The sequence below is a fragment of the Schaalia sp. JY-X169 genome, from assembly GCF_014069575.1.
GTDB lineage: Bacteria > Actinomycetota > Actinomycetes > Actinomycetales > Actinomycetaceae > Scrofimicrobium.
On record NZ_CP059675.1, the window covers coordinates 2,127,176 to 2,153,419 of the forward strand.

Here is a 26,244-nt window from a genome sequence, read left to right on the forward strand (position 1 = left end):
ACAATGAGTAACGTCGCTGAACCCTCTATCCTCACTACCCAGACCCCCGCCGTCCGCGAGTATGCGCAGGAGTATGCGGACTTCCTCTACTCCAGTCCGACCTCGTACCACTGCGCTGACCAGGCGGGGCAGATGCTCGCCGAGGGCGGCTTCGTGGAGGTCGACCGCCGGGAAGACTGGCCGACAGAACCTGGAAGATACTTCGTTGTGGAAGACGGAGCTCTTGTCGCCTGGGTTCAGTTCGAGGGCGCGCTGGGTTTTGCCCTTACTGCCACACACACCGACTCACCAGCCCTGAAGCTCAAGCCACTGCCACAGAAGACCTCTAGTGACGGCTGGGGGCAGATTATGGTGGAGACCTACGGTGGGCCCCTTAATAACTCCTGGCTTGACCGCACCCTGCGTCTCGCGGGCGCTGTCGTGGACTGGGACGGCAACCGGCGCCTAGTCTGCAGCGACGCAATTGCTTTCTTGCCTCAACTGGCACCCCACCTCGGTAGAGAAGTCAACACCAAGGGGCTCGTCCTCGACCCACAAAAGAACATGCAGCCCGTCTGGACCATCGGGGACGACCGAGACCTCATGGGTCTGGTCGCACGGATGGCAGGTTTCGAGTCCGCTGAAGAGATCGCGGCAAGTGAACTGTTTCTTGTCCCGGCACAGCCACCGGAGATCTTTGGGGTTGACGACCAGTTCCTAATGTCAGGTCGCCAAGACAATCTCTCATCTGTGTTCGCGGGACTCCATGCACTGACCTCCATCACAGGAAGCGGCGGCGAGGAGCTGCTCGATAGGGACGCTTGGGCCGGTGGGCGCATCCCCGTCCTCGCACTCTTTGATCACGAAGAAATCGGGTCGGGTACCCCCACGGGTGCCCGTGGGCCCCTTCTCGAAGAAGTAATGAGGCGTATCTGCCTCGCAAGTGGGATCTACGGCGATGGGCGCGACCAAACGCGGGCCAACTCAGTCCTACTTTCTGCCGACGCAGCCCACAGTGTGAACCCCGGGTACGAGGACAAGCATGGACCCAAAGAGCGTCCCGTCATGGGTGGGGGTCCGGTTCTCAAAGTCGATGCGGATCAGAGCTACGCCACTTCACTCGTGGGCGTGGCAACATGGCGCAAGGCGTGCCACAACGCAAACGTGCCAAGCCAGGTCTTTGTCTCGCATAGCTCAATGAGGCCGGGATCCACGGTGGGACCACTTCTGGCCACACGCCTGGGGATCCAGACTGTCGACGTTGGTATCCCAATTCTCGCGATGCATTCAACGCGGGAAACATGCCACGTCCTCGACCCCGTCTACCTGGCGCGGGCCATCGCGGCATTTTGGGTGGGATGACCCCGTGCGTGTTGACGTGTGGCTGTGGACGTCGCGCCAGTTCAAGTCGCGTTCACTAGCGACCTCTGCGGTGCGAGCAGGTCATGTCAGAGTCAACGATGCGCCGGTCAAAGCGTCATTCAAAGTGGTTCCGGGGGATGTTGTCCGCATCAGGGACCACGGTTTTGACAAAATTGTCGAGGTCGTTTCCCTGCCTCCGAAGCGGCTTGGCGCGCCATTGGCTCGCGAAGCCTACATTGATCACTCGCCACCCCGCCCTCGGATTTACGGAGGCATACCACTTCGGGATCCCGGATCAGGGCGCCCGACAAAGAAGGAGCGGCGTCAGTTGGAGGAGCTGCGCGGGGAAGAGTGGTCGAAACACTCTAGGCGTTAGCGATTTGCCGCAAGCGCCCCGGACCAGGATGAGTAACGCTGACGCACTGCAGACCCCGAAGGGCGATGCCGTCCATTGGCTCTCTCTTCTTGCACCCAGGCGCAGTAGGCGGAGTACGTCGCAGGGCCCCCGTCTTCACCACAGTCGTGAAAGAAAGCAGCCAAGGCAGCTTTGAAGTCATGGTCGGCCAACGATCCACTTCCGCGCGCACGCCCACCCGGCTCTGCACTAATGCCGAGGGTTCGCAGGGCTTCTGCCCATGCCCCGCCCCCGAGACGCGCGGCGACTGTCTGCGCCCCGGGAGGCCAAGCCGCTTGACCCGGTCGGGACGCAACCTTATTTGCGGCAGCGAGCCCGCTGCGCACCTTCTCATAACGGCCCAAGGAAATGGCGAGGTGGCGCCCGTCGCGCACCTCATTGCGAAGGCGCACTGCGCCGTCCAGAAGCGTATCCAAACCGGGCATGTAGCGCTGGGCAATCTTCTTTCGGGCAGTTTCGGACACGTTGCCCACGCCGTCACCCTCCTCACCGTGCGGGCCCTTAAGCGGTGGGAAAGCCACTGCTAATACCGCCCAAACTCCCAGCTCCACGACCTCATTGGGAAGGCTTACCCCACGGACGGCATGCTTGCGGGTATCTCCCGAATTGCTTCCTGCCAAGGCTTGTCCCCCCATTCCTGGATGCGTTGGCTGACATGTTATGAGCAGAAGTTTAGAGGTTTCCACGGCAACCATGAACGCCCCGGCTCTTCAGCAGGCAGCCGGGCCCAGCCGGAGAGCTCGTTCGTGGGTTGTTGCCCCGTGAATCCGCTGTGAGAAAAGGTCATCACGAAACGAAAAGATCTCCGTTTAGGCTTAGCATCTAAAGTCATTTTTCTGGAGATTGAGGACTGTCTATGCTTTGGCGGGTAACTTGGCCCTATCTGAGGGCGCACTGGCACCAGGTGGCTGCCGTCATCATCCTTCAAGTGGCCTCCACAATCTGCGCGCTCTTCCTACCCGATCTTAACGCTTCCATCATTGACGAGGGCGTGGTGACGGGTGACGTGAACCGGGTGTGGGTTTTGGGAGCAGTAATGCTCGCAGTATCTGCAGCGCAGGGGATCACCGCGGGATTCGCCGTGTATTTGGCGGCACTGGTGGCCATGGGGCTCGGGGCAGATCTGCGCTCAAAGGTGTTCACCCGGGTGCAAGAATTCTCATCGCGAGAAGTCCACGACCTCGGCGCACCTTCGCTTATCACCAGGTCTACCAACGATGTTCAGCAGATCCAGATGGTAATTCTGATGATCTTCAACTTCATGATTGCCGCACCAATCATGGGCGTCGGCGGCATCGTGATGACGCTCCGCATGAACGCGCAGTTGGCCAGCCTCCTGATCGTCCTCGTACCACTGATCACCATCGTCATAACGATCGCCTTCATCATCCTCAATCCGCTCTTCCGCAGCCAACAGGACCGCCTCGACAGGATGAACACTGTGTTGCGCGAAGAACTCAGCGGCATCAGGGTCATCCGGGCATTCGTGCGCCAGGATGAGTTCGGCAACCGTTACACGGGCGCCAACGACTCCCTGAAGACCGTTGCCCTCCGCATCGGCGCAGTGTTCGCAGTGATGTTCCCCCTCTTGCAACTGATCTTCTCCATGGCAACTATCGGGGTTGTCTGGTTCGGTGGGCACCTTGTCGATTCCGGATCGATGGAAATCGGTGCGCTACTCGCCTTCATCTCCTACTTCGCGATGATTTTCGGCGCAACAATGACCTCTTCAATGCTGTTCTTCATGCTTCCTCGCGCAACAGTGACTTCCCGCCGCATAAACGAGGTGCTGTCAACCAACCCTTCGGTTGCCAATCCGGCGCCAGCCGCGCTTGTCCCCTTCCCCACCGAGCGCCCAACCTTCGCATTCGACAATGTTGAGGTCCAGTACCCGGGGGCTGAGGAGCCGGTGCTCCAGGGGGTCGACGCTACCTTGCTTCCGGGCACAGTCACCGCCGTGATTGGTTCCACTGGCTCCGGCAAGAGTACGTTCGCGAATCTGCTCCCGCGCCTCATGGATCCTTCAGCCGGAGCGATCACAGTCGATGGCACGGATGTTCGCCACTTCGACCCGGACACACTGCGCTCTCACATCGGGTTCGTTCCACAGTCTGCCTACCTCTTCTCAGGGACAATCGCATCCACGGTGTCCGGAGTTGACGACCCCTCACCTGAGCAGCGCGCCCGGGTTGAGCGTGCCCTCGAAGGCGCGCAGGCCACAGAGTTTGTTTCTCTGCTCGAGGACGGGCTGGACACGCGGGTGGATCCCGGCGGACGCAACTTCTCCGGGGGCCAGAGGCAACGCCTCACCATGGCGCGAGCGCTTTACAAGGCTGCAGACCTGTATGTTTTTGATGACTCCTTCAGCGCCCTCGACTACGCGACCGACGCCGCCATCCGCAACAACCTCACCACCTATGTTGGCGGTGCCGCTGTCCTTATTGTCGCGCAACGCATCGCGACCATCCGCCACGCCGACCAAATCTTGGTTCTTGATCATGGGGAGATTGTGGCGCGCGGCCCCCACGACCAACTTGTGCGGACTTCCGACACCTACCGACAGATAGTTCAGTCCCAGATGGCATTGGAGGAGGGCGAATGAGCGGCCCAGGTCACGGTCCCGGCGGCGGTGCAGGACGCGCCCCCGCAAAGGTAAAGGACTCAATGGGCACGCTCAAGCGAGTCCTCAAGATGCTTGGCGAATACAAGTGGATGATCGGTGCGGTGGCGCTGTTCAGCCTCGGTGGGGTTGTACTCTCCGTCCTCGCACCGCGCATTCTTGGCGACGCGACAAACACCGTCTTCAACGGCTACATCTCCTCACGGATGCCGTCGGGAGCGACCAAGGCGGAGGTCATCGCCGAGCTGCGTGCCAGCGGCGAAGTCAGCATGGCTGACATGCTCGAGCCAATGGACATCGTCCCCGGCCAGGGAGTCGATTTTTCAGCCCTTGGACACCTGCTTCTTCTAGTTGCAGCGATCTATGTCGGTTCTGCCTTCCTGGGGTGGGCTTCCGGCCAGATTGCCAGGCTCGTCGTTCAGAACACCGGGTGGAAGTTACGCCAACAGATTCAAGAAAAGATCAACCGGCTTCCACTTTCGTACTTGGACCGCCACAGTCGTGGCGACATTCTTTCGCGTGTCACCAACGACGTCGACAACATCACGCAGACTCTGCAGCAGACAATGACCCAACTGCTCACGTCGGTGTTTACCATCATCGGTATCGCCACCATGATGCTGACTATGTCGTGGTCGCTCACACTGGTGGCCCTCTTCGTTCTCCCCGTCGGAGCCATCATCGCCGGCGTCTTGATGAAGAAGGCCCAACCGCAGTTCCGCAAGCAGTGGAAGGCAACAGGCGCCGTCTCGGGCGTGGTTGAAGAGAGCATCACCGGCCACGAGGTCGTCACCCTTTTCAATCTTCAGAAGAAGTTCGAGGACAATTTCACCGTCGAGAACCAGGCCCTCTACCGCTCCTCTTTCAAGGCCCAGTTCATTTCCAACCTTGTCAACCCAGTGATGAGTTTCGTTTCAAACCTGTCATACGTGGTGGTAGCGGTCGGAGGTGCCATTATGGTGACCGGCGGAGCGCTGACCATCGGCGAAGTGCAGGCTTTCATCCAGTACTCACGCCAGTTCACCCAGCCGATTGGGCAGTTGGCGTCAGTTGCGAACCTGCTGCAGTCAGGACTTGCTTCAGCCGAACGCGTCTTCGATTTCCTTGATGCTCCAGATATGGCGCCCGACACGGGCAGCGACAAGCCGATGAAAGCCGGTCACGTCGAGTTCCGCAACGTCCGTTTTGGATACGACCCCGAAAAGCCCGTCATTAAGAACTTGAACCTGAACGTCGAGGCCGGACAGATGGTGGCGATCATTGGCCCCACAGGTGCCGGGAAAACCACTTTGGTCAACCTCTTGGAAAGGTTCTACGAGGTCGATTCAGGGGAGATTCTGATCAACGGTGTCAACATTCAGGACATCCACAAGGACACACTGCGCCACCACATGGGAATGGTGCTTCAAGAAACCTGGCTGTTCGACGGCACAATTGAAGAGAATATTGCTTTCGGACGGGAAGGGGCTACCCGTGAAGAGGTCCAGAAGGCTGCAAGAGAGACTTCTGTTGATCGCCTGATTCGGCAACTGCCCGACGGATACGACACGCGCATTTCGGACGATGGGGATACCCTCTCCGTCGGGGAGCGTCAGCTGCTCACCATTGCACGTGCCTTCATCGCGTACCCGGAGATGCTGATACTTGACGAAGCCACGTCCTCCGTTGATACCCGCACCGAAGTACTTGTGCAGGAGGCAATGGATACCTTGCGCCAAGGCAAGACCGCCTTCGTCATTGCTCACAGGCTGTCCACCATTCGTGATGCTGAGCTGATCTTGGTCATGGAAGACGGCGACGTTGTTGAGCAGGGGACTCACGACGACCTGTTAGCTGCAGACGGTGCTTACGCACGGCTGTTCATGGCCCAGTTCTCCGGGCCCCACCAAGAAGAGTAGATTCCGGGGCGCACGTCCTGGGGACGGAGGTTTGTGATGAGGCAGATACCCACTGTCACAACGCGGAGTGGGGTTATGGTCCCCCAGGTCGGGTTTGGCACCTACAAGGTGACCGAGAATACCGCTGCGATAGTCACCAGCGCCCTCGAGGTCGGCTACCGCCATGTTGACACAGCCCAGATGTACGGAAATGAAACCGAAGTCGGTGAGGGATGGAGAGCCAGCGGCCTGCCTCGGGAAGACATTTTCCTCACCTCTAAGTTAAACAACCCCAATCACGCACCCGAGGACGCCCGGAGAACCTTCGAGCAAACACTCATTGATCTGCAGACTGACTACGTCGATTTGTTCCTAATCCACTGGCCAGTACCCATGCACTATTGCGGAGATTTTGCTTCCACCTGGGCGGTCCTTGAAGAGTTCGCTGCCGAAGGACGAGCTCGGAGCATCGGGGTGTCAAACTTTGAAGCTCACCACTTGGAACAGCTTTTCCAGACGGCAAAGACACTCCCTGAGGTTAACCAGATCGAATCTCACCCCTACTTTGCAGAGGTAGAACTACACGCATTCAACGCCAAGCACGGCATAGTGACGGAGGCATGGTCACCTCTTGCTCGTGGAACCCTTCTGACCGACCCCGTCTTGGAGCGAATCGGAAAGGAACACGGCAGATCGCCATCGCAGGTGGCTCTCCGGTGGGGCGTTCAGCGTGGCGACATCGTTCTTCCTAAGTCATCAACGCCTCTGCGCCAGCGCGAGAACCTGGATCTCTTCGGCTTTGAGTTATCTGATGCCGATATGCGGGAGATTTACGCCCTCGACCGTGGCGAACGAGGGCGGACCGGTAAGCACCCCGACCTCATGGACAGAATGTAGAACTGCGACACATTACGCGGCTCCCTACGGTTTTGCTTGGAGACTAGCCATTTTCGGCGGTAGCATAACAATGATTGGGGTCCCGTGATGCCCGCATAGCTTTTGATTCTGAGTCGGTGTGAAAAGGAACAGCAGAATGAACGCAAGCATTCTTTCAAGTAGACGTAGCAAAATGTTGGCTGCTCTCACCGTGGCTGCCGCATTGACACTTGGTGCATGCACCCCATCAACCGGAGGTCAGAGCGGTAGCGCAGGCGGAAAGACACCCGAGCCACCAAAAATCACCCTGGGAGAATACTTCACCCACCCAACCGACCTGGTTGTTGATGGACTGACCGGACAAAAGATCACTTCAACTACTGGTTCTGAAGCGCGATGGGCGTACCTGCCCGGTCAGCAGCCGTTCAATGGTTTCCTTGCGGACACGGTCAACACTCAACTCCAGGCTCAAGCGGAGGCCCGTGGAGCCGTCTATACACCGGAGGCCCACGATCGCAGCGCAGAGTGGCTGGAGCGTGGTTGCGTGCCGGGAACCACCGCACTGACTGGACGTGAAATTCTTGACGACCCACGCCTCTCGCTTCCAGCTGGTAGCGACGTGGAACTTACCGTGGCTTGCGATACGATCTTGGCTTCCGGGACAAACTATGGGCAAAAGTTGCGTTTCGTCCGCGGCACTGCCACAGAGGTTGCCAGCGACTTTGTGGAGATCATCTACACGAACACGGAGACTGGCGAGGTCGCGCGCGGTCGGGATCTCATTAAACCCGAGGCGCTGCCGACTCTTTACGATGCTCTCACGGACCTGGCAAAGATTGAACGCCCCATGAGTGGCGGCGAGGTGCTGCCTCCCGACGCTGCAACCCTTGGAGACCTGGGGCAATCGCTGTCCAATGTTGGCTTCGATACGAACGGCGATATCCTTGTCACCGTCGATCAAGACTTCATAGCCTTCCTGGCGGCAGGCGACCCCAAGGTGGAAATACTCCCCACGACCCTGAAGATCCCAGCCGCCCGAGCAGAGGAGATTCTTACACCTCTCGGAGCTGGCATCTCAAACTCGATGGCGGAGGCCCTCCCCTGGGCCGGTCCCGCCGCAGTCCCTTCCGGGCGTGAATACGTCGACTGCGACCTGGTTCCCTGCGTTGCCGTTACTTACGATGATGGGCCCTCATACCTCACGCCCCAGGTCCTCGACGTCTACGCTGCTCGCCCATATGCGGCCGCTACCTTCTTCGTCCTTGGACAGAACATAGCTGGCCAAGAAGATATCTTGAAGCGGGCCTACGACGAGGGCAACGAAATTGGCAACCACTCTTGGAGCCACCCCGCGTTCACAACCCTGGATGATGCCTCCGTCGCCGCACAGGTGAACGACACAACCGCCGCCATCACTGCGGTAACCGGAGCTCCTGTGCCTATGTTGCGCCCACCCTACGGAGACCTGAACTCACGCACGCTGGCCGCGGGTGGCCTGCCAGCAATCCTCTGGTCTGTGGACACTAATGACTGGCAGAAGCCTGGATACGACTCAATCGTGGCGCAGTCTGTTTGGGATGCGACACCCGATGGAATCGTCCTCATGCACGACATCCACGAAGAGACTGTGGCGGCCGCTGGAGCAGTTGCAGACGGACTGCTTGAGCGCGGGTTTACGCTGGTCACGGTGTCCCAGTTGTTTGGAGACACACAACTGCCTGCAGATTACTTCTACTCTGCACAGGGTATTCGGGGTTAGTTTCCCCACTGGGTCTCTCTGTGAGACGGCCAGAGGCGGTAGCGGCGGTCGAACTAGACTTTCCTGCCATGGAGTCACTGCATTCACTTGATGAAACCCTTGCCGCGCTTGACCTGACTTGGACCTCTTTAGTGTCCCTTCCTGTTTCCGAGGTTGTTGAGTAGTTTTTGTGTTTGGGTACTGATTTTGGGGGTGGCGGTGATTTGTTGGCCGCTGATCTGAATGGTGACGTCTCGTAGGGGCCGTAGGGTTTGTACCAGTTTTTTCAAGGTGGTCCCGGTTGCTGCGTAGAGGTAGCGGTTGATGGCTAGGGCAGTGAAGACCACGGTCAAATGGGCTTCAACAGCATCTCGCTCACGGTGGAAGATAGGGCGAGCCTGCAGGTCGGTTTTACTCATGCGGAACGACTGCTCCACATGCCACAACTCGTGGTAAGACCCCACGATCTCTTGGGCGTCCATCACGGTTTTAGGGATGTTAGTGATGTAGCCTTTCCACCCGGCAAGCAGGAGGGCCCGCTCAAAAGTGGCTTGGTCAAAAACACGTTTGGTGCCACTGGTTTTCACAAACCTGGCCGCTTTACCGGGCCTTTCACCGCTGATAATCGTTTCGGCTCGTTCACGCTGCTTCTGGAGAGTGTGACGGTCCCTTACTGCGCGTTTGTGGCGGTGTTGCCACACTGTGCGCCACGACCTGGCGTGGGCCGCATTGTTTGGGTCCCACACTGGCTGGGTGAGAGGAACACTGCCCTCCGGGTCAGCGCGAGGCTTGCCCCGTTTGAGGGTGGTGGTGTCAACGATTTGACCATCGGTAGCGTCACTGCCGTGCCAGTGGAAGTGGCCCGCCAGGTCCTGGGGTGCTTTAGTCATCCGCGATCCCACAATGAACCGCAACCCGGCTTCCTCGATGGCATCCAGATTGGTGGCTGACAGCATTCCTGCGTCTGCTACCACCACCATGTCAACCACGTTATTACGGTCAGCGAAGGCCTTCACGACTGGAAGGATGGTTTGGGTTTCGGGTTTGTTACCAGCAAAACAGTGAATCTCTAAAGGGAAACCCGCCCGATCCACCAGTAAGCCCACCACGATTTGGGGATCAACCCGGCGTTCTTTGGAGAACCCGACCTTGCGGTAGTCATCCTCCTTCTCAGCCTCAAAATACAAGGTGGTCACGTCGTAAAGCAGCAAGGACAGGCCACTCGTAACTGCGGAGTGCTCAAAGCAGGCTGTAGCGATTTGGCCCCGGTAATCACGCTTCCCAGCCCGCGTCAAGGCTCGTTTGAAGGTTGAGTAATGCACTGGGGTGACCCCCAGTTCTTCCAACACGCGGCGACTATCAACCATTGAAGTTGGCTCCACCAAACGGGCCAGGACCAGTTGAAAGAACCCCTCATCTGCGATTACATCAAACCCCAGAGCATCCCAAGCAGTTCGGATAACCTCAACCAACAAGCGTGATGACTGAGACTGCACAACCGCCCCACCACGCACTGTGGGGTCTAACCCTAAATCCAGTTCCGCTTGACCCGGATGCAACCGCTCCCGACCTACCTGCATTAGTGCCGCCAGTTCACCGGGGCTGTGAGCAGACCCCAGATGCTCCAACACCCGCACCCGCCCAGATTCCTTGACCACGATCTGCACCGCGGTCGCTCCCGACGCGGTAGGAACTTTACGCAGTTTAGGGGGCATACCCCATCATAAAACAACACCCCTTAGTGTCCCCAAACCACCAACCAAACCAGCCACGACCAGCACAAACACAAACCAAACACGACAAAAAAGCCCCAGGTGGTCCAAGTCAGGGGCGATATCCTTGTCACCGTCGATCAAGACTTCATAGCCTTCCTGGCGGCAGGCGACCCCAAGGTGGAAATACTCCCCACGACCCTGAAGATCCCAGCCGCCCGAGCAGAGGAGATTCTTACACCTCTCGGAGCTGGCATCTCAAACTCGATGGCGGAGGCCCTCCCCTGGGCCGGTCCCGCCGCAGTCCCTTCCGGGCGTGAATACGTCGACTGCGACCTGGTTCCCTGCGTTGCCGTTACTTACGATGATGGGCCCTCATACCTCACGCCCCAGGTCCTCGACGTCTACGCTGCTCGCCCATATGCGGCCGCTACCTTCTTCGTCCTTGGACAGAACATAGCTGGCCAAGAAGATATCTTGAAGCGGGCCTACGACGAGGGCAACGAAATTGGCAACCACTCTTGGAGCCACCCCGCGTTCACAACCCTGGATGATGCCTCCGTCGCCGCACAGGTGAACGACACAACCGCCGCCATCACTGCGGTAACCGGAGCTCCTGTGCCTATGTTGCGCCCACCCTACGGAGACCTGAACTCACGCACGCTGGCCGCGGGTGGCCTGCCAGCAATCCTCTGGTCTGTGGACACTAATGACTGGCAGAAGCCTGGATACGACTCAATCGTGGCGCAGTCTGTTTGGGATGCGACACCCGATGGAATCGTCCTCATGCACGACATCCACGAAGAGACTGTGGCGGCCGCTGGAGCAGTTGCAGACGGACTGCTTGAGCGCGGGTTTACGCTGGTCACGGTGTCCCAGTTGTTTGGAGACACACAACTGCCTGCAGATTACTTCTACTCTGCACAGGGTATTCGGGGTTAGTTTCCCCACTGGGTCTCTCTGTGAGACGGCCAGAGGCGGTAGCGGCGGTCGAACTAGACTTTCCTGCCATGGAGTCACTGCATTCACTTGATGAAACCCTTGCCGCGCTTGACGCGCAGGTTGAAGGCAATTACGTGTTCGTATCAACAGACACGGTTCCCCCCGGGCTAGAACCTTTTGCAGTGATTCGGGAGGCCGAGGGGCTGACACTGATCGTCAAGGCGGCCGATGCCCTCGAATACGGCCTGGCCAGCGACAAACTATTTGCACGCATCACACCGTGTGCGGTGACTGATCTGGGTGCTGTGGGTTTGACCGCCACTATTTCGCAGACCATCGCTTCGCGGGGAATTGCGTGCAATGTGGTAGCGGGGTTCCACCACGACCACTTCTTCGTTCCTGCAAACAAAGCCCAAGAGGTTGTGGGAATGCTTGCTAGCCTCTCGGAGCAGGCGCGCGGCTGGGTGGAAGGCAAATCGGCAAACGCATAGCACGGCCCGAGCCAACCCCCAATGTCGGGCTACTCGAGCTAGGGTTGAGAGATGACGTTACCGGCGACGTATCGCGATGAAGCCATTGTTCGTATGGCCGATGGCACGGTAAAGCAGACCAACCTTCTTTCAGGAACTGAAGTCTGGACTGTCCCAGGCAGAGGGGATCGACCTATTCCCTCTGCGCTGCCAGAACCCCGTGCGATCAACCCCCACCAAAACGGTGCATTCTGCCCGTTTTGCGAGAAGCGCTATCTTGAGACACCCCCGGAGAAGGAGCGTTTGGTCCGAGTCGGTGACAGCCAGTGGAAATACCTCAGTGACCTAGGCGCGGACCAGCTCTTCGATACTGTGGCAGATTTCCGGAGAATCCCCAACCTCTTTGAAATCGTCTCCTATAACTACTGGCACCTCAATCACGGACACGTCCCGACTGAAGCCCAGCACCGTCGAATGGCCGAGTACCTGGCCTCGGATGCAGGCTACGATCACGTGATGCGGCTGGTTCACGACCGCATGCTGGCCTCAGGTATGACGGAAGACGAATGTGACGCACTGAGTGATTCGGACAAGCTCCAGCAAGCCAATGGGTTTTTCTCCGGCGGACACGACCTCGTCATCCCCCGCCGCCACTACACCTACGGCGCAACGCAAACTGACCAGCTGGCAGGGTCCGGAACCCTGACGCCGGATGAGCACGAACAGTACATTCGTCTCACCGTGAAGGCAATGGACAACCTCTACCACTTGGACCCGGCTGTTCGCTACGTAGTCGCGTTCCAGAACTGGCTCAAGCCAGCTGGCGCCTCTTTTGACCACCTCCACAAGCAACTTGTGGCGATCGACCAGTTATCAGTCCAGTCACAATCCGAGCTGGAACGGCTGCGGAAGAACCCCGCCATTTACCAGGAGATCCTCCGGGTCGCAACGACAAGGAAACTGGTCATTGCTCAGAATGACCACGCGATCGCCCTCGCTGGATTCGGGCATCGCTACCCGACGGTCGCCGTGTGGCCCACCGGAGCACCCTACAATCCGTGGGAAGCGAGCCCGGAGCAACTACGGGGCATCTCCGACATGCTTCACGCAGTGCACGCTGCGACGGGCGTAAAGATCCCAACGAACGAAGAGTGGTACTACCGCCCACCCTCCGTGAGCATCCCAATGCGGTGGCGCATTCTGCTGAAATGGCGGGTGTCTACCATGGCGGGGTTCGAGGGCGGTTCGCGGATCTACCTGAACACCATCGACCCCTGGCGCGTCCACAACCGGGTAACTTCCACACTGGCAGAGCTTCGCGACGCGGGAGCGATCAGCCCCCTGCGAGTTGGCGCGGAGTGCTCTGTCGACCCCTCCTTACTCGGTGGCTGAGCCGAGGGTACCTAGAAGGTCTCGACCCACTCCTTGACCCCCTCCAGAACCGTCTCATCTGGATAGGCGGCCTGGATGTCTGCCCACGACACCGCACCGGTGATAGCGATGGAGGTGTCCAGAGGGTATGCGAGGGCGTACTCTGCAAGGATCCGCTGTCCTTGGGGAGAAGTCAGCAGGTCTATGAAGTCCTCTGCAAGGGCAACCCGATCGGCCGCTGTTGCGACAGTAACAGCACTAACCTCGCGCCGCACACACGAATCTGGGAGCACTTTGAACTGTGTGTCGGTACCAAGATTATTAGGATGCCGAAGTGGCACTAGGACAGAACCCGCAATGCCGGCGGCTGAACTCCCAGTGGCAGCTTCCTCGTTGGCCCCACTTTGCGCCCCAGACTGCTGCGCTGCTGACCCGGTAGAGAAGCCCTCAAATGCTTCCCAATCCGCTGCCCAACGGGGAAGGAGGGCCAGTGCTGAGGGAGATGTCAGTGGGTCAGCTGTCGCGGCCACACTGTACTTTTCCTTGGCGGTGAGGTCCGACAACTGACTCGGCATCGTAATGTTGTTGGCCGAGAACCAAGTGCGATTTGCGAGTACGCAAGCCGCGTCATGCCCGTAGAGTACCGAATCAACGCCGCCTTCTATCTGCACAGAATCTGCCGTCAGGACACCCTTGACGCCACTGCTCTCAAGCCACAGCGGGTCACTTCCAACCAGGACATCAACTAAAGCCAGCGGTGCACCGCCCTCGACCTCGCCCAAGAGCGTGGCATCCACAACAACCTGGCGATAGGCCACACCGGATACGCCCGACAGCGCTTCGAGTCCCGCAAGCGACCACTCTTCACCCTGCGGCACTGCGATGGTCACTACTTCCGCAACCTCCCCGCTCTGCGCGCTGCCACCCCAGGTCAATGCAACATTGGTCGGAAGGCTTGCCGTGCACGCGGAGAGCGCAACGACGCTACTTCCGAGCAGCAATGTCGCTACTGCCCGCTTCCAACTCCTCCGCTGCATGATCGCCCTCGAAACACTGCTCTGATGATTCACGCTTCGAGATTACCCTTTACGATAGGAGATAGCGCCACGGCGCGCACCGGGTCGCGCGTGGTCCACACAGCATAGAAGGTAGAGAATAGATGAACCTCCAGGCAAGGATCGCAGGCATCGCCGCGATGGCCATTTCCTCATTCGTGGCCCCAAAGCTAGCAGCATTTGTTTGGGAGACAACCACTGGCAACAAACCGCCCTCGGAAGATGAGGGAAGCCGCCTAGGCCAGCTACTTGCTTACGCGGCAATCTCCGCGGTACTAGTGACAGCCTTTCAGCACGTTGGCCACACAATGACGGCGAAGTATTTGATCGACTCAAAGAACCCTGATTCCCAAGACGGGGACTCCGTCCAGGCCTAGCCAAGCAACCGCTCCGAGGAAGTTAGCTAGTTCCTGACAGCGGCAACAGGTCACCTAGATCGGCTCTCGCCCCCGATGCATCCACGCGTCCTGAGTCTAGGGCGTCGGCCCACGACTGGAGCCCTGAGACCAGCATCAACCACGTGGTCGCACCCATCTCAACGACCGCTGGTGGTGTACCTCGACGATGCGTGGCGCCGGCAATGATCTGTGTGGCACCGAACGGTACCACGCGGACCTCGACCGATGCCCCGGGGGCAACATCAGCAATCTTCTGCAACGTGTAGCGGACGGCTAGCGCCGTAGCCTCCCGATCCGGGCGCAGACCGCTGGCTGTTTCAGTAAGCCAACGGTCCCACGCAGCGGTACCGTCCTCATCACGAATTCGGCGCAGCGCCATTGGGCTAGAAGACCCCCTGGGCGTGCATCGCATCCGAAACTCGCAGGAACGCACGAATGTTAGCGCCGACGACGTAGTCCCCTGGCTTTCCATACTCTTCTGCAGTCTCAAGACAACTGCGGTGAATGTTGCTCATGATGACGGCCAGCTGACCTTCGACCTCTCCGAAAGTCCATCGTGCGCGTGCCGCATTCTGCTCCATCTCCAGAGAAGAGACCGCAACACCGCCGGCATTCGCCGCTTTACCAGGGGCGAAGAGGATACCCGCGTCGGCAAAAATGTGGATTGCCTCGGGAGTGCTAGGCATGTTTGCGCCCTCGGCCACGATCACGCAGCCATTCCTTGCCAGCTGCTTCGCATCTTCCTCATTCAACTCATTCTGAGTGGCGCAGGGCAGAGCGATGTCGCAGGGCACTGACCAGGGTCGCCCCTCAGCGTGGAACTTGGCACTGGGGCGCTCCGCCACATAGTCTGAAGCGCGCCCACGGCGCTTCTCCTTGATTTCCTTAAGGAGCTCAATATCAACGCCTTCGGGATCGTACACCCACCCGGAAGAGTCTGAGAAAGTCACGGGCTTAGCGCCAAACTGAAGAGCCTTCTCAATGGCGTATATAGCAACGTTGCCAGAACCTGACACGGTGACAACGCGACCCTCCAGATCATCCCCACGGTTGCGGAGCATGTCCCTTGCAAAGAAAACTACGCCGTATCCGGTTGCCTCGCGGCGGGCCTGCGAGCCACCCCAATCGAGGCCCTTGCCGGTGATCACACCGGTCTCCCAACGGTTCTTCAGCCTGCGGTACTGACCAAACAGGAAGCCAATTTCACGCTCACCCACGCCAACATCTCCCGCTGGCACGTCCGTCTTGTCACCAATGTGCCGGGCAAGTTCGGTCATGAATGCCTGACAGAAATTCATTACTTCCCAGTCTGACTTACCGTGCGGATCGAAGTCAGACCCACCTTTGCCGCCGCCTATGCTCTGCCCCGTCAGGGCATTCTTAAAGATTTGCTCAAACCCCAGGAACTTGATGATGTTACGGTTCACCGACTGGTGAAACCTCAAGCCTCCCTTGTAGGGACCCAGAGCCGAGTTGAACTCGACGCGATATCCACGGTTGACCTGCACGGTACCCGAATCATCCACCCACGGAACCCGGAAGAGGATTTGTCGCTCTGGCTCGACAAGGCGCTCAAGGAGCGAGTGGTCAGCCAGGGAAGGATCCCTCTCAACCGCCAGGGAAATACTGCTGAGCACCTCGACAACTGCCTGCTGGAACTCCGGTTCGCCAGGGTTACGACGACGCACTTCTTCGAGTGTCCGTTCAACTTGCGGATGCATACTCATTCCTCTCCATATTTCCCGCCGGGTAGCGGGCCCACTATGCGCAGGCGACGCCAATTAAACGCCCTTGCCACACGATCCGCGCAGTTCGTCCAGATAATGCAACGCAGCCCTCGTGATGTAGGACTCAGTCGCGTGGTCACCACCCGCCGGTGCCAGGGTCGCGGTTGCGTGACTCCTGGCTCTCACGCAGACGCTCACTTTGGTCCTGATTCTTCTGTTCCAAATCCTCACGGCGCTCGCGCTCTTCCGGAGTCTCTCCGGTATCTTCGTTTGTCTGCCCCGAACCATCCGAAGATTCACCCGGAGTCTCTTCTGCGTCACCTGGCCCCTCACTCGCATCATCCGCCGTGAGTTCACCGATCTTTTCGCGGAGCCTATCCCCCGCTTCGCCTGTCGCCTCATCCATCTCCGGGTCAACCTGTTGGTTCTGCTCTCCCTGGTCGCCCTCGTCCGATTCGCCACCGCCGGAAGAGTCATCCTCCGAGGGATCCCCGGCTGGTTCCTGCACCTGGCAGGGCGCCACCCATCCCAAAGCAGTTTCGTAAAGTTCGAGGGCGCCCGAGTCATCCCCGGCGGATACTGCCGCATCACCCTGCATCTCTACCGCTGCTGAGAGGTTGAATCTCACAGAGCACTCGTATGAGAAGGCGCCGATGCTCCCGTCCTCTTGAACCGTCGCTTTGGGGACGCCCTCGAACGCATCCTTGAGCAGGGTCAATCCACCTTCAACATCACCTTCGTGGACCAGGGCTGTCCCCAGGTTGTACTGACCCAACCAGGTCTGTGGGAAATGACTTGTCACCGAAGTTTGCTGCTCGTAGGCAACCCGGGCTTGAGACCAATCTTCGCGTTCCACAGCGTGACTCGTTGAGGAGCTCCACAACCACAGCCCGATCAGCGCCGTGCCCGCGACCAGGAAGACGATCGCTAAGGGGAGTGTCCACCACAGTAAATGCAGGATGCGGCGGTTTCTTACGCTCGGAGGCGGCGCGGGCAGGGTGATGGCACCGAACGGTTGCCCCACCTCTGGAGCGGAGCCGTTGAATGTCCCATAGTGCGGCGCGGGGCTCCCCTGCTGACCCGCTCCGGGAGTCGGCTTGCGGCGGTAGGAATCGCTATAGCGCACGCGTCCTCCGTAACCTCACCGCGGCCCTGGTGAAGACGACAATCTCCCAGCAAACCAGAAGCGCAAGTCCCAGTGCCGGGATCCACGTCAGATACGAGTAGGTAAAGACGGTGGGACGACCCTCAATCACCGTGTTTGCACCATCCATGAACTCCCCTCCGAGTGCCTGCAGTTGCACCTCCGTTGGGTTGAGCAGCAGGGGCATTCCCAACTCGCTAGCGAGTGTTTGGAGGGACGCCTCATCAATCGAAGAGATCGCGGTCTGCCCACCGTCGTCGGTCATGTACTCATCCGTCGCGCCTGTGCCACCCACGCCGTAGATCCGCATCGGTCCGCCCTCCGCGGTGCCATACCCGAGGACGGCTCCACCATCAACCAGGTCAAACACTTCGCTCCAGGCACCGGCCTCGGACGTCTCTGACGGCATCATGCCATCGGTTGCCTCCCCGTCTGAGAACACCACTAGGTAGCGCAGGTTCTGGGGGCGCGCTTCCGCCGCCCCTTGCAGAAGGTCATGCACAACCGCTGTCGGCCTCTCCAATGACGACCCTGTGGAGAACTCCGAAACCTCCTGGTGAAGATTGTCCGCAAAGTTGACCACAGCTGAGCTGTCCGTGGTGACAGGCAGTTCAACGCGCGTTGAGGAATCCCACGTCACCACCGCAAAACGTGCGGACGAGGACGCCTCCACCAACGTCCGGATGTCCCTGCGGACAGCCTCGAGTCTTGGGGCACCATCGGGACCGTCCTCGGCGGCCATTGATCCCGTCCGATCAACAGCAAAGATTATTTCAACGTTCGAGACCACATCTTCTTGCTCCACTGCAATCGCGGGTCCCGAAAAAGCCAGCCCAAGGAGCAGGACCATCCCACCCCTACGGAGCAGAGTGAGTAGACCGCGGCTGCCTCTGGTGCTCCGCCGTCCTCGAACAAATGCCCAGGTCACCAAGGCTAGACCGACGACAAGGAACAGTCCCAGAACAACTGGGCTGAGCAACGGCTGAAACGTCATGACCGCCTCACCACCGCTACCGCTAGGAAAGCTAGTAGTCCCCAGGCGGTCCATACGAGGGCGGTGCGTGGCACAGTCGTCTCGACTGTCTTGATCTCGCCTTCCAAGTCGGCGAGCTGCTCAGCCTCAATCTTTGCGACGATCTGGGCGATTGCGCCCGGGTCAGACGCGTCATAAAACTCGCCACCAGCACCCTCAACGACGCTGCGGAGCTGCTCGCCCTCCGCAGTCAAGACACCACCAACCGCAGGGTAGAGAGCAATGATGTCAATGTCGGCCTTAGTTGCCGTCTCAACCGCTTCGGCGAGCGTGTAGATTTGCTCCCCCATCACTTCGTTATCTGTAGCCAGCAAAATGGTGCGCGAACGCTCAGAATCCATATTGTCAAAGCCCATAACACAGGTGGCCAGCCCGTCACCCACCAGGGAAGCGATCTCCTGGCCATCCGGAGCGTCAATGCCCTCCAGGTAGGACGAAAGCTCCGGGGTGACCAGAACGTACTCACCTTCGGGACCCAGGTAGCCACGATCGATGACTCCTGCGGCCTCTCCTAAGACCGAAGAGACCAACTCATAGTCATCAGTGAGGGGGAAACGGGTGATGGTTTGCGCACTCCACAGTTGCAGCGCCAGTCGCTCGCCCTCGAAACTCTCCACCATTTCTTGGAAGCTGCGGAGGATCTGCCCGTCGTACGGCAGCATAGACCCGGATGCGTCCAAGCAGAGAACGATGTCACGGCTCGCCAACTTGGGATGCTCAACCCTGCGCTCGACGGGCAGCCCAGCAGATACGGAAACGGCCCCGATCATTACCGCAAGCGCAGCCGTAGCACCCGCCATAGTCCACCGCGACCTCGAGCGTTCCTTTTGGAACGCGGGCAGTCTGCGCATCGCAGCCGTGTTGGCGACCCAGGTGACGGGACCCCATCCTCGGCCTCGCGCAGTCCACCAGGCCAGCCCCGCTGTCAGTATGAAAACAAAGAGGACGAGGGCGAACAGCCAGGGGTACTTCATCTGTTCACCACCTCGCTCGCAAGCTCTGCCCCGCGCTGGACCATCGCAGTTGCGCCCTCGGGCGGGAAAGTCTCATTCTCACACCACTGCAATGCCTCCGTCAGCAACGGCCACATCGGCAGGTTCTGAGCGACCTCCAGTGAAGTTTGGGACTCGATATTGAGGCCGGTCTTCTCCGTTGCCGCGGCACGAATCAGGGAGGCAAGCGCGAAATGGGCGTCTCTTGCCGTCATTTGACCCCCTGCAAACCCCTCTCGCACCTCCGCAATGTGGCGGTTGTAGCGGCCGCGTTGCAGTTGACCCAAGGTCTTTACGGAACTCTGCTTCTCTACCTTCGAGCCGCGGTAGACGAGCAGGAGTGTCACGCTCCACACGACCGCAACAACGATAATTATCGCGCCCAGCACCCACACCCAGTTGGAGTAGACCAGGGGTTCGCGAAGCTCAGGCTGCACGATTCCCCCCTCCAACAACGTCTACCAGTGCGGGCAACACGTCCCCCATTCCACCGACACGCCGATATGTCAGCGGGAGCGCCTCCAGCCTGCGGTCGACCTCTTGGCGGCGGATCTTGCGGAACATCCTCCACTGGGCTTCAATCACCTGGTTGCCTTCAACAAATGTGGGAAGCGGGCCTGCCGTGACGTCCACCAACTCTGAGGGGTCTTGCTTAGCACGCGCTTTGGCATCCAACTTTGCGCCGCCGGGGCGTGTGGGATCAAGGTCTTCAATCAAGAAGAGCCCCACTAGGTGGCGCGATGTGAGCCGCCCCAGGAGGGCGGCCGTTACATCACTGATCTGGCTATCGTCACTAATGACGAAAACCAGGGATCGGCGCCTGCCCAACTCGACGTGACGCAACAGTGATGACAGGTCTGATGGCGCAGAAGAAACCGTGGCAGATGCTGCAACCCTCAACAGAGTTTCCGCGTGACCCACGCCGGCGCGAGCAGGCATGGAGCGGACGCCACTGGCGTTCCCGGCAACTAGTCCGAGTAGGTCCCCGTGCGCCGACACCAGCCAAGATAGGGCCCTCACAATTTCTGCGGCAACGACATTCTTGGCGTTTCCGTCCTCGGCCAAAGCAGCCATGGATGACCCGGTGTCGGAAGCTACAATCACGGAGAGGACCGCGGTTGACTCAAACCTCTTCACCACGGGTTGACCTCTGCGGGCTGTCCCCTTCCAATCGATGTCGGAAATATCGTCGCCGTATCTATACTCCGCCATGTCGAGAAACTCGTGGCTGCTGCCCGCTCCCTCACCACGGTGGTACCCGTCCAGAAGAGAGAGCAGCTTCTTCTGGACCGGGTAGGCAACCAGTCGGGAGTAGTCCTGTAGGCGAGGTGACGACATGGGATCTATGGAACTGGAACCACGTTGAAGGCCGCGTCGACAAGGCCTGTCACGGAAACCCCGTCGGCAACAGCGTCCCAAGTCCGCACTAGTCGGTGGCGAAGAACAGAGTGGCGCATAGCCTTGACGTCATCGGGGACCACATAGTTGCGTCCGCTCATCAGTGCGTGTGCCTGGGCAACTTTCATCAGGGCGATGCCCCCACGGGGAGACGCGCCCATCCGCAGGTGTTTGTCGAGGCCGGGCAGCGGATTGGGGCCGCCACCTCGCGTAGTGTTGATGACGTCGACGATGTAGGCCTTGATCGCGGGATGGACGTAAGCCCGGGACGTGTAGGTCTGGAGCTCTTCTAGCTCGGCCAAAGAGATCGGGGTTGCCACACTCGGCCTGTTGAAGGCTCCAGCGTCAATCATCTCTAGAACTTGGGCTTCTTCACTGGCGCTGGGGTAAGAAATCACGACTTTCATGAGGAAGCGATCCATCTGCGCCTCAGGAAGAACGTAGGTGCCTTCCTCTTCAATGGGATTCTGGGTTGCCATCACCATGAAGGGCTGGGGGAGGCGGTGGTTCTCCCCACCGATCGTGGTCTGTCCTTCTTGCATCGCTTCAAGCATTGCCGACTGAGTCTTGGCAGAGGAGCGGTTGATCTCATCGAGCAACACAAAGTTCGCGTGGACGGGGCCCAGCTGCGTGATGAAGGTGCCCTCTTGTTGGTTGTAGATCTGGGTGCCGACAATGTCAGAGGGCATCAGGTCAGGGGTGCATTGGATGCGGCGGAAGGAACCGGATACGGCACTTGCCAACGTTTGGGCCGCAGTGGTTTTGGCCAGACCAGGCACAGATTCGATTAGAACGTGTCCCCTGGCCATCAGGGCTGCTAGGAGTGACTGGCGTAGGTCGGCTTGGCCCACTACGCGCTCGCCGTAAAGCGCCTGGATCTTGTTGAGCAACTCACCGCTGCGGGCCAACTCTGCTTCAGTGAGGTGCGGGCTGGGTGCAACGGGGCCCCCGCCAGACGCGCCACTTTCGGGAGCCCGGCCACCCTCGGGAGTCCCACCGGCCCGGCCACCCTCTTGGGCTCGCCCATCCCGGCCAACCTCGGGAACCTCACGGGCCCCATCGGCCCCACCAGCACCAGCAGTCTCACTGGTCCCAGAGTAGCCATTCACACTAAGAACCCCATCGGCCCCACCAGCACCAGCAGTCTCACCGATCCCAGCGTCCTCTGTACTCCCAGGGCCCCAGCTTTCTTCTGCCATTTCATTCCCAACGATCGGCCTGCATCTCACCCCAAGCTTCCCACAGTGCAGATAAATCGTCCCGCATGAGTTCTTCCACTGGTCCTGAGCGTCCAGATCTCGCTAACTTCACAGATGTGGCGTGATATTGGGCAAAATATCAGGAAAATCCTGCCACGTTAGTGAAGCTAGCAGCATCTGGCCTCCTAGAGGGCATTCATCGGAGGACTCCAGCCTAAGGTTGCCGCTATCACGTAGGGTTGCCTCTGTTCTGCAGGCGGGTTCTAGGGGTCAGTGCAACAGGATTTCTTCAATCACTTCGGCGGGCTTTAGGAAATCGAGCCGCTTCCGTGGTCGGTCATTCATTTCCCACTCTACATAGTCTAGGTCAGCCTGACTGTGGATACTCAGGTCAGTGCCCTTGGGGAAGTATTCTCTGAGAAGCCCGTTGGTGTTTTCATTGGTGGGCCTTTGCCATGGTGAGTGTGGGTCACAAAAGAACACGTCGAGATCAGCAGCCATCGCGATCTGTTGATGCGCACTCATCTCTTTACCCTGGTCCCAGGTCAGGGTTTTACGCAGCACGTCGGGGAGGTCTTTCATTTTCGCGATCAGCCCGTCAGTGAGTGCCTCGACACGATTCTTGGTGGGATCCATCCATACCAGGATCAGGTAGCCTGAATGCCGTTCAACCACGGTCCCGATCGCACTCTTCCCATCCTTACCAATGATCAAGTCCCCTTCCCAATGGCCAGGAACGGCTCGATCATCAGCCTCGGCGGGACGATCCACAATATTGACCATATTCGCGATACGACCCACACGTTCAGTACTACGACGTTTCGCACGGCGAATCTTCCGACCTGTGCGTAGCCGCACTTCAAGGTCACGTTTGAGACCGCCTCGAGCCAAGAGATAAATCGACTGGTAAATCGTTTCGTGTGACACTCGCATCTCCGGCCGGTCTGGGAAATCCCGCCGCAACCTCCCACAAATTTGTTCCGGAGATCGCCTCAAAGTGAGCTGGTCTTGAACATAGGCGCGTAACTCAGGCTGTGTAGCAAGTTTACTGGGCTTTGGTCTTCGGGCTCTCTCATAAGCAACCACCTGAGCGCGCGTAGCACTATAGGACAGCGTCGCTGATCGTTCACACTGGAAGTGTCCATTCCGTTTGATTTCCCGGCTAATCGTTGACGCGGAACGATCCAACTGTCTGGCAATCGCTCGGATCCCCATCTTTGCCTTCCACAACGCCTGGATCTCAATACGTTCCTCAAAAGACAAAGACCTCGCACGAGTCTTCTTCCGAGGGTCAATCCCCCCATGATCACTAATGAACCCCCGCACTGCTCTCTCAGACCAGCCCACAACCTGGCCAATCTCCTTAGCGGAACGTCCTTGTTTACGTAACGCCCAAATCCTGTTCGTTACCTCCGGCAGCAACCTCTCCGAAAAACCAATCATCGTACTCACCCTCCTATTCTCAGGGTGTTGCACTCACCGCTAGAACCCGCCGCAAATTTACAGGCCACCTTACGTGACAGCGGCAACCCTACGTGACAGCGGCAACCTTGCAAGTGGAGGGGGACGGCGAAGGCCGTAGGGAACGGCGAAGGCCATGGGAGAACACCGCGAGACGCGGCTGAAAGCGGCAGAAGGAAGTCCCGGTTGGGCCTAGCTTGCCGGTTAGGCTTTAGCGAGCCGACTCCGCCGCCCCTTCTTCACCCTCCGCCTCCGCCTCCTCCTCCTCCGCCTCCGCGAGATCGAATAGTATCGACAGTTTCGGGTTCAATAACAGTGTAATGTGTCGATACTACTCGATCTCGCGGTTTGAGGTGGGCAATGACGGCAACGGTGACCGGTCGTAGAGGCGAGAAGGATACCCGCAGCCTCTTCTGCAAAGAGCCAGCAAAGGACACCCGGGCAGAATCGCAAGACACCCGGGCAGAATCGCAAGACACCCGGGCATAAGAATGGGGCACCCGACCTCAGTCAGGTGCCCCACCACTCTTAGCGAGTCAGACTAGTTTGGAAACTACCTAGTTCTTCGCGGCAGCAATACGCTCACGCAGCTTGGTCAGCTGGTCGCGAACAGCCGTCGGAACCTTGTCGCCGAACTGCTCGAAGTAGGTCTCCGAGTCATCGGTTTCAAGTGTCCAAGCATCCGCATCGATCTCGTAGAGAGCATTCCAGTCGTCCTCAGTCAGATCCAAGCCCTCAAGGTTGAAGTCTTCGAACTTCGGGTAGCGACCGGTAACACCATCAATCGCGTCGACCTCACCTGCGGAACGACGAACGATCCAGTCAAGAACGCGAGCGTTGTCGCCATAGCCCGGCCACATGAACTTGCCGTTGTCGTCCTTGCGGAACCAGTTGACCTGGTAGACCTGTGGGAACTTGTCACCAAGCTTCTCACCCATCTCTACCCAGTGGCCCCAGTAATCGGCCATGTTGTAACCACAGAAGGGCAGCATGGCGAATGGATCGTGACGCAGCGAGCCAGCCTTGACGTCAGTCGCGGCGGCGGTGACCTCGGAAGCTACGGTCGCACCGACGTAAACGCCGTGATCCTGGTCGTAAGCCTCTGCCACCAACGGAACGTTGGTCGCGCGACGCCCACCGAAGAGGATCGCATCAATCGGCACACCCTGCGGAGCTTCCCAGTCATCAGAAATGATCGGGCACTGCCACGCGGGAGCGGTGAAGCGGCTGTTCGGGTGTGACGATGGAGCATCCGATTCTGGCGTCCAGTCATTACCGTGCCAGTCGATCAGGTGCGCCGGAGCCTCGTCCGTCATACCTTCCCACCACACGTCACCATCATCGGTCAGTGCAACGTTCGTGAAGATGGCGTTTGCCTTCATGGACTCCATTGCCATCGGGTTGGTCTCGTAAGACGTACCCGGTGCGACACCGAAGAAGCCAGCTTCAGGGTTGATGGCGTAGAGACGACCATCTGGGCCGGGACGCATCCAAGCGATGTCGTCACCAACTGTCTCAACCTTGTAACCGGGGATTGTCGGCTCAAGCATGGCGAGGTTCGTCTTGCCACAAGCCGACGGGAAGGCTGCAGTTACGAAGAACTTGCGACCATCTGATTCGCGGGTCAAGCCCAGAATCAGCATGTGCTCGGCCATCCAGCCGTTGTCGCGGGCCATCGTCGAAGCAATACGCAGGGCGTAGCACTTCTTGCCGAGGAGGGCGTTGCCTCCGTAACCCGAACCGTAAGACCAGATCTCATTGGTCTCAGGGAAGTGGGTGATGTACTTGTCATCGTTGCAAGGCCACGGAACATCTTCCTGGCCTGGAGCGAGCGGTGCGCCCACAGAGTGAACTGCCGGGACCCATTCCTGACCTTCAGCAATCAGATCCATGGCAGGAGTGCCGATGCGGGTCATGATGCGCATGTTGGTAACAACGTAAGGCGAATCGGTGATCTCGATGCCCAGCTGTGAAATGGGGCCACCTACCGGACCCATGGAGAAGGGGATCACGTACATCGTGCGACCGGCCATGGAGCCGTCGAACTTGTCGTGAAGGATCGCCTTCATTTCCTTGGGATCTGCCCAGTGGTTAGTGGGGCCTGCATCCTCTTCCTTCTCAGAGCAGATGAAGGTACGCGACTCGACGCGTGCCACATCTGAAGGCAGCGAACGTGCCAAGAAAGAGTTGGGGCGCTTTTCTTCATTGAGACGGGTGAATGTACCACTCTCAACCATCAGGTCGGTCAGTCGCTTCCACTCAGCATCACTGCCGTCAGAGAACTCAACGGCCTCAGGCTTCGTCAGCTCAGCGATCTTCGTAACCCAATCGATTACATCTTCAGGTGTGTTAGCCGGAGCGGCCGCACGGACACCCTGTTCAGTCACGGACATATGTTGCTTGCCTCCTATAAAAGGGCTTCGCTTAGGGGCGGGTAGGCCCCTCGTATTCTGCCCATCCATTATTGCAAATAGA

23 protein-coding genes are annotated in these 26,244 nt (G+C 58.9%); 10 read left to right on the forward strand and 13 right to left on the reverse strand.

All coding sequences use genetic code 11. The annotated features are described in order from the left end of the window. Positions 1–3 precede the first annotated feature (3 nt). Together H2O65_RS09175 and H2O65_RS09180 are read left to right on the forward strand one after the other, a co-directional pair. Positions 4–1,341: a M18 family aminopeptidase gene (locus H2O65_RS09175; RefSeq protein ID WP_182141406.1), complete on the forward strand. Its 1,338-nt coding sequence runs from the start codon at positions 4–6 to the stop codon at positions 1,339–1,341. A 4-nt stretch (positions 1,342–1,345) separates the two neighbouring features. After that, on the forward strand, positions 1,346–1,717 hold the full coding sequence (locus H2O65_RS09180) for an RNA-binding S4 domain-containing protein (RefSeq protein ID WP_220458742.1): 372 nt from the start codon (positions 1,346–1,348) through the stop codon (positions 1,715–1,717). Here H2O65_RS09180 and H2O65_RS09185 read toward each other — a convergent pair. Then, entirely contained in the window at positions 1,714–2,376 is a 663-nt protein-coding gene (locus H2O65_RS09185; protein ID WP_182141407.1) for a hypothetical protein, read from the reverse strand. The two genes, H2O65_RS09180 and H2O65_RS09185, sit on opposite strands and share 4 nt — an antisense overlap. A 236-nt stretch (positions 2,377–2,612) precedes the next feature. Between H2O65_RS09185 and H2O65_RS09190 the strand changes: the two genes are divergently transcribed. The 4 genes from H2O65_RS09190 (at position 2,613) to H2O65_RS09205 (ending at position 8,888) form a co-directional block, all read left to right on the forward strand. Continuing rightward, a complete protein-coding gene (locus tag H2O65_RS09190; protein ID WP_182141408.1) occupies positions 2,613–4,358 on the forward strand; it encodes an ABC transporter ATP-binding protein in 1,746 nt (581 codons plus the stop codon). Next, positions 4,355–6,274: an ABC transporter ATP-binding protein gene (locus tag H2O65_RS09195; protein WP_220458743.1), complete on the forward strand. Its 1,920-nt coding sequence runs from the start codon at positions 4,355–4,357 to the stop codon at positions 6,272–6,274. Before H2O65_RS09190 ends, H2O65_RS09195 begins: the two co-directional genes overlap by 4 nt. 36 nt (positions 6,275–6,310) lie before the next feature. Beyond that, positions 6,311–7,150, forward strand: coding sequence for an aldo/keto reductase (locus tag H2O65_RS09200; RefSeq protein ID WP_182141409.1), 840 nt, complete (start codon positions 6,311–6,313; stop codon positions 7,148–7,150). A 136-nt stretch (positions 7,151–7,286) separates the two neighbouring features. Further along, positions 7,287–8,888, forward strand: coding sequence for a polysaccharide deacetylase family protein (locus tag H2O65_RS09205; RefSeq protein WP_182141410.1), 1,602 nt, complete (start codon positions 7,287–7,289; stop codon positions 8,886–8,888). A gap of 128 nt (positions 8,889–9,016) precedes the next feature. On the opposite strand, the gene H2O65_RS09210 is transcribed toward H2O65_RS09205, so the two are convergent. Further along, the gene (locus H2O65_RS09210) at positions 9,017–10,582 is read right to left on the reverse strand and encodes an IS1634 family transposase (RefSeq protein ID WP_182141411.1); all 1,566 of its coding nucleotides are present in this window, start codon (positions 10,580–10,582) and stop codon (positions 9,017–9,019) included. A 99-nt stretch (positions 10,583–10,681) separates the two neighbouring features. Here H2O65_RS09210 and H2O65_RS09215 point away from each other — a divergent pair, with 99 nt between their 5' ends. From H2O65_RS09215 to H2O65_RS09225, 3 genes are all read left to right on the forward strand, one after another. Then, positions 10,682–11,521 (forward strand): polysaccharide deacetylase family protein, encoded by an 840-nt coding sequence (locus tag H2O65_RS09215; RefSeq protein ID WP_182141412.1) that lies wholly within the window; start codon positions 10,682–10,684, stop codon positions 11,519–11,521. 68 nt (positions 11,522–11,589) lie between these two features. Then, the gene (locus H2O65_RS09220; protein WP_182141413.1) at positions 11,590–12,012 is read left to right on the forward strand and encodes an ACT domain-containing protein; all 423 of its coding nucleotides are present in this window, start codon (positions 11,590–11,592) and stop codon (positions 12,010–12,012) included. A gap of 51 nt (positions 12,013–12,063) precedes the next feature. After that, positions 12,064–13,383 (forward strand): DUF4921 family protein, encoded by a 1,320-nt coding sequence (locus H2O65_RS09225; RefSeq protein ID WP_182141414.1) that lies wholly within the window; start codon positions 12,064–12,066, stop codon positions 13,381–13,383. A gap of 11 nt (positions 13,384–13,394) precedes the next feature. On the opposite strand, the gene H2O65_RS09230 is transcribed toward H2O65_RS09225, so the two are convergent. Then, positions 13,395–14,432, reverse strand: a complete 1,038-nt coding sequence (locus H2O65_RS09230) for a substrate-binding domain-containing protein (RefSeq protein WP_182141415.1) — start codon at positions 14,430–14,432, stop codon at positions 13,395–13,397. A gap of 89 nt (positions 14,433–14,521) precedes the next feature. Between H2O65_RS09230 and H2O65_RS09235 the strand changes: the two genes are divergently transcribed. Beyond that, positions 14,522–14,794 (forward strand): DUF4235 domain-containing protein, encoded by a 273-nt coding sequence (locus H2O65_RS09235; RefSeq protein ID WP_182141416.1) that lies wholly within the window; start codon positions 14,522–14,524, stop codon positions 14,792–14,794. A 22-nt stretch (positions 14,795–14,816) separates the two neighbouring features. Here H2O65_RS09235 and H2O65_RS09240 read toward each other — a convergent pair whose 3' ends face one another. From H2O65_RS09240 to H2O65_RS09285, 10 genes are all read right to left on the reverse strand, one after another. Next, complete coding sequence (locus tag H2O65_RS09240; RefSeq protein ID WP_182141417.1) at positions 14,817–15,194, reverse strand: sterol carrier family protein; 378 nt, start codon at positions 15,192–15,194, stop codon at positions 14,817–14,819. A 4-nt stretch (positions 15,195–15,198) separates the two neighbouring features. Next, on the reverse strand, positions 15,199–16,536 hold the full coding sequence (gdhA, locus tag H2O65_RS09245) for an NADP-specific glutamate dehydrogenase (RefSeq protein WP_182141418.1): 1,338 nt from the start codon (positions 16,534–16,536) through the stop codon (positions 15,199–15,201). Positions 16,537–16,678: 142 nt separating this feature from the next. After that, a complete protein-coding gene (locus tag H2O65_RS09250) occupies positions 16,679–17,668 on the reverse strand; it encodes a tetratricopeptide repeat protein (protein ID WP_182141419.1) in 990 nt (329 codons plus the stop codon). Beyond that, positions 17,658–18,680, reverse strand: coding sequence for a VWA domain-containing protein (locus H2O65_RS09255; RefSeq protein ID WP_182141420.1), 1,023 nt, complete (start codon positions 18,678–18,680; stop codon positions 17,658–17,660). Before H2O65_RS09255 ends, H2O65_RS09250 begins: the two co-directional genes overlap by 11 nt. After that, complete coding sequence (locus tag H2O65_RS09260; protein WP_182141421.1) at positions 18,677–19,693, reverse strand: hypothetical protein; 1,017 nt, start codon at positions 19,691–19,693, stop codon at positions 18,677–18,679. Before H2O65_RS09260 ends, H2O65_RS09255 begins: the two co-directional genes overlap by 4 nt. Further along, entirely contained in the window at positions 19,690–20,148 is a 459-nt protein-coding gene (locus H2O65_RS09265; protein ID WP_182141422.1) for a hypothetical protein, read from the reverse strand. The genes H2O65_RS09260 and H2O65_RS09265 overlap by 4 nt, the downstream gene beginning before the upstream one ends. After that, complete coding sequence (locus tag H2O65_RS09270) at positions 20,138–21,049, reverse strand: DUF58 domain-containing protein (protein ID WP_182141423.1); 912 nt, start codon at positions 21,047–21,049, stop codon at positions 20,138–20,140. The genes H2O65_RS09265 and H2O65_RS09270 overlap by 11 nt, the downstream gene beginning before the upstream one ends. 5 nt (positions 21,050–21,054) lie before the next feature. Continuing rightward, positions 21,055–22,308 carry a MoxR family ATPase gene (locus tag H2O65_RS09275; RefSeq protein WP_182141424.1) on the reverse strand — a complete coding sequence of 418 codons (1,254 nt, stop codon included), beginning with the start codon at positions 22,306–22,308 and terminating at the stop codon, positions 21,055–21,057. A 270-nt stretch (positions 22,309–22,578) separates the two neighbouring features. Continuing rightward, on the reverse strand, positions 22,579–23,760 hold the full coding sequence (locus H2O65_RS09280; protein ID WP_259349513.1) for an IS30 family transposase: 1,182 nt from the start codon (positions 23,758–23,760) through the stop codon (positions 22,579–22,581). 566 nt (positions 23,761–24,326) lie between these two features. Next, entirely contained in the window at positions 24,327–26,162 is a 1,836-nt protein-coding gene (locus H2O65_RS09285) for a phosphoenolpyruvate carboxykinase (GTP) (protein ID WP_182141425.1), read from the reverse strand. Between the last annotated feature and the right edge of the window lie 82 nt (positions 26,163–26,244).

What these genes read in the sequence shown, in the direction of transcription:
- H2O65_RS09225 (WP_182141414.1), top strand. Translation starts at nt 12,064, where the DNA reads ATGACGTTACCGGCGACGTATCGCGATGAAGCCATTGTTCGTATGGCC.
- H2O65_RS09195 (WP_220458743.1), top strand. Translation starts at nt 4,355, where the DNA reads ATGAGCGGCCCAGGTCACGGTCCCGGCGGCGGTGCAGGACGCGCCCCC.
- H2O65_RS09285 (WP_182141425.1), bottom strand. Translation starts at nt 26,162, where the DNA reads ATGTCCGTGACTGAACAGGGTGTCCGTGCGGCCGCTCCGGCTAACACA.
- gdhA (WP_182141418.1), bottom strand. Translation starts at nt 16,536, where the DNA reads ATGCATCCGCAAGTTGAACGGACACTCGAAGAAGTGCGTCGTCGTAAC.
- H2O65_RS09210 (WP_182141411.1), bottom strand. Translation starts at nt 10,582, where the DNA reads ATGCCCCCTAAACTGCGTAAAGTTCCTACCGCGTCGGGAGCGACCGCG.
- H2O65_RS09205 (WP_182141410.1), top strand. Translation starts at nt 7,287, where the DNA reads ATGAACGCAAGCATTCTTTCAAGTAGACGTAGCAAAATGTTGGCTGCT.
- H2O65_RS09200 (WP_182141409.1), top strand. Translation starts at nt 6,311, where the DNA reads ATGAGGCAGATACCCACTGTCACAACGCGGAGTGGGGTTATGGTCCCC.
- H2O65_RS09220 (WP_182141413.1), top strand. Translation starts at nt 11,590, where the DNA reads ATGGAGTCACTGCATTCACTTGATGAAACCCTTGCCGCGCTTGACGCG.
- H2O65_RS09235 (WP_182141416.1), top strand. Translation starts at nt 14,522, where the DNA reads ATGAACCTCCAGGCAAGGATCGCAGGCATCGCCGCGATGGCCATTTCC.
- H2O65_RS09260 (WP_182141421.1), bottom strand. Translation starts at nt 19,693, where the DNA reads ATGAAGTACCCCTGGCTGTTCGCCCTCGTCCTCTTTGTTTTCATACTG.
- H2O65_RS09255 (WP_182141420.1), bottom strand. Translation starts at nt 18,680, where the DNA reads ATGACGTTTCAGCCGTTGCTCAGCCCAGTTGTTCTGGGACTGTTCCTT.
- H2O65_RS09175 (WP_182141406.1), top strand. Translation starts at nt 4, where the DNA reads ATGAGTAACGTCGCTGAACCCTCTATCCTCACTACCCAGACCCCCGCC.
- H2O65_RS09275 (WP_182141424.1), bottom strand. Translation starts at nt 22,308, where the DNA reads ATGGCAGAAGAAAGCTGGGGCCCTGGGAGTACAGAGGACGCTGGGATC.
- H2O65_RS09270 (WP_182141423.1), bottom strand. Translation starts at nt 21,049, where the DNA reads ATGTCGTCACCTCGCCTACAGGACTACTCCCGACTGGTTGCCTACCCG.
- H2O65_RS09240 (WP_182141417.1), bottom strand. Translation starts at nt 15,194, where the DNA reads ATGGCGCTGCGCCGAATTCGTGATGAGGACGGTACCGCTGCGTGGGAC.
- H2O65_RS09190 (WP_182141408.1), top strand. Translation starts at nt 2,613, where the DNA reads ATGCTTTGGCGGGTAACTTGGCCCTATCTGAGGGCGCACTGGCACCAG.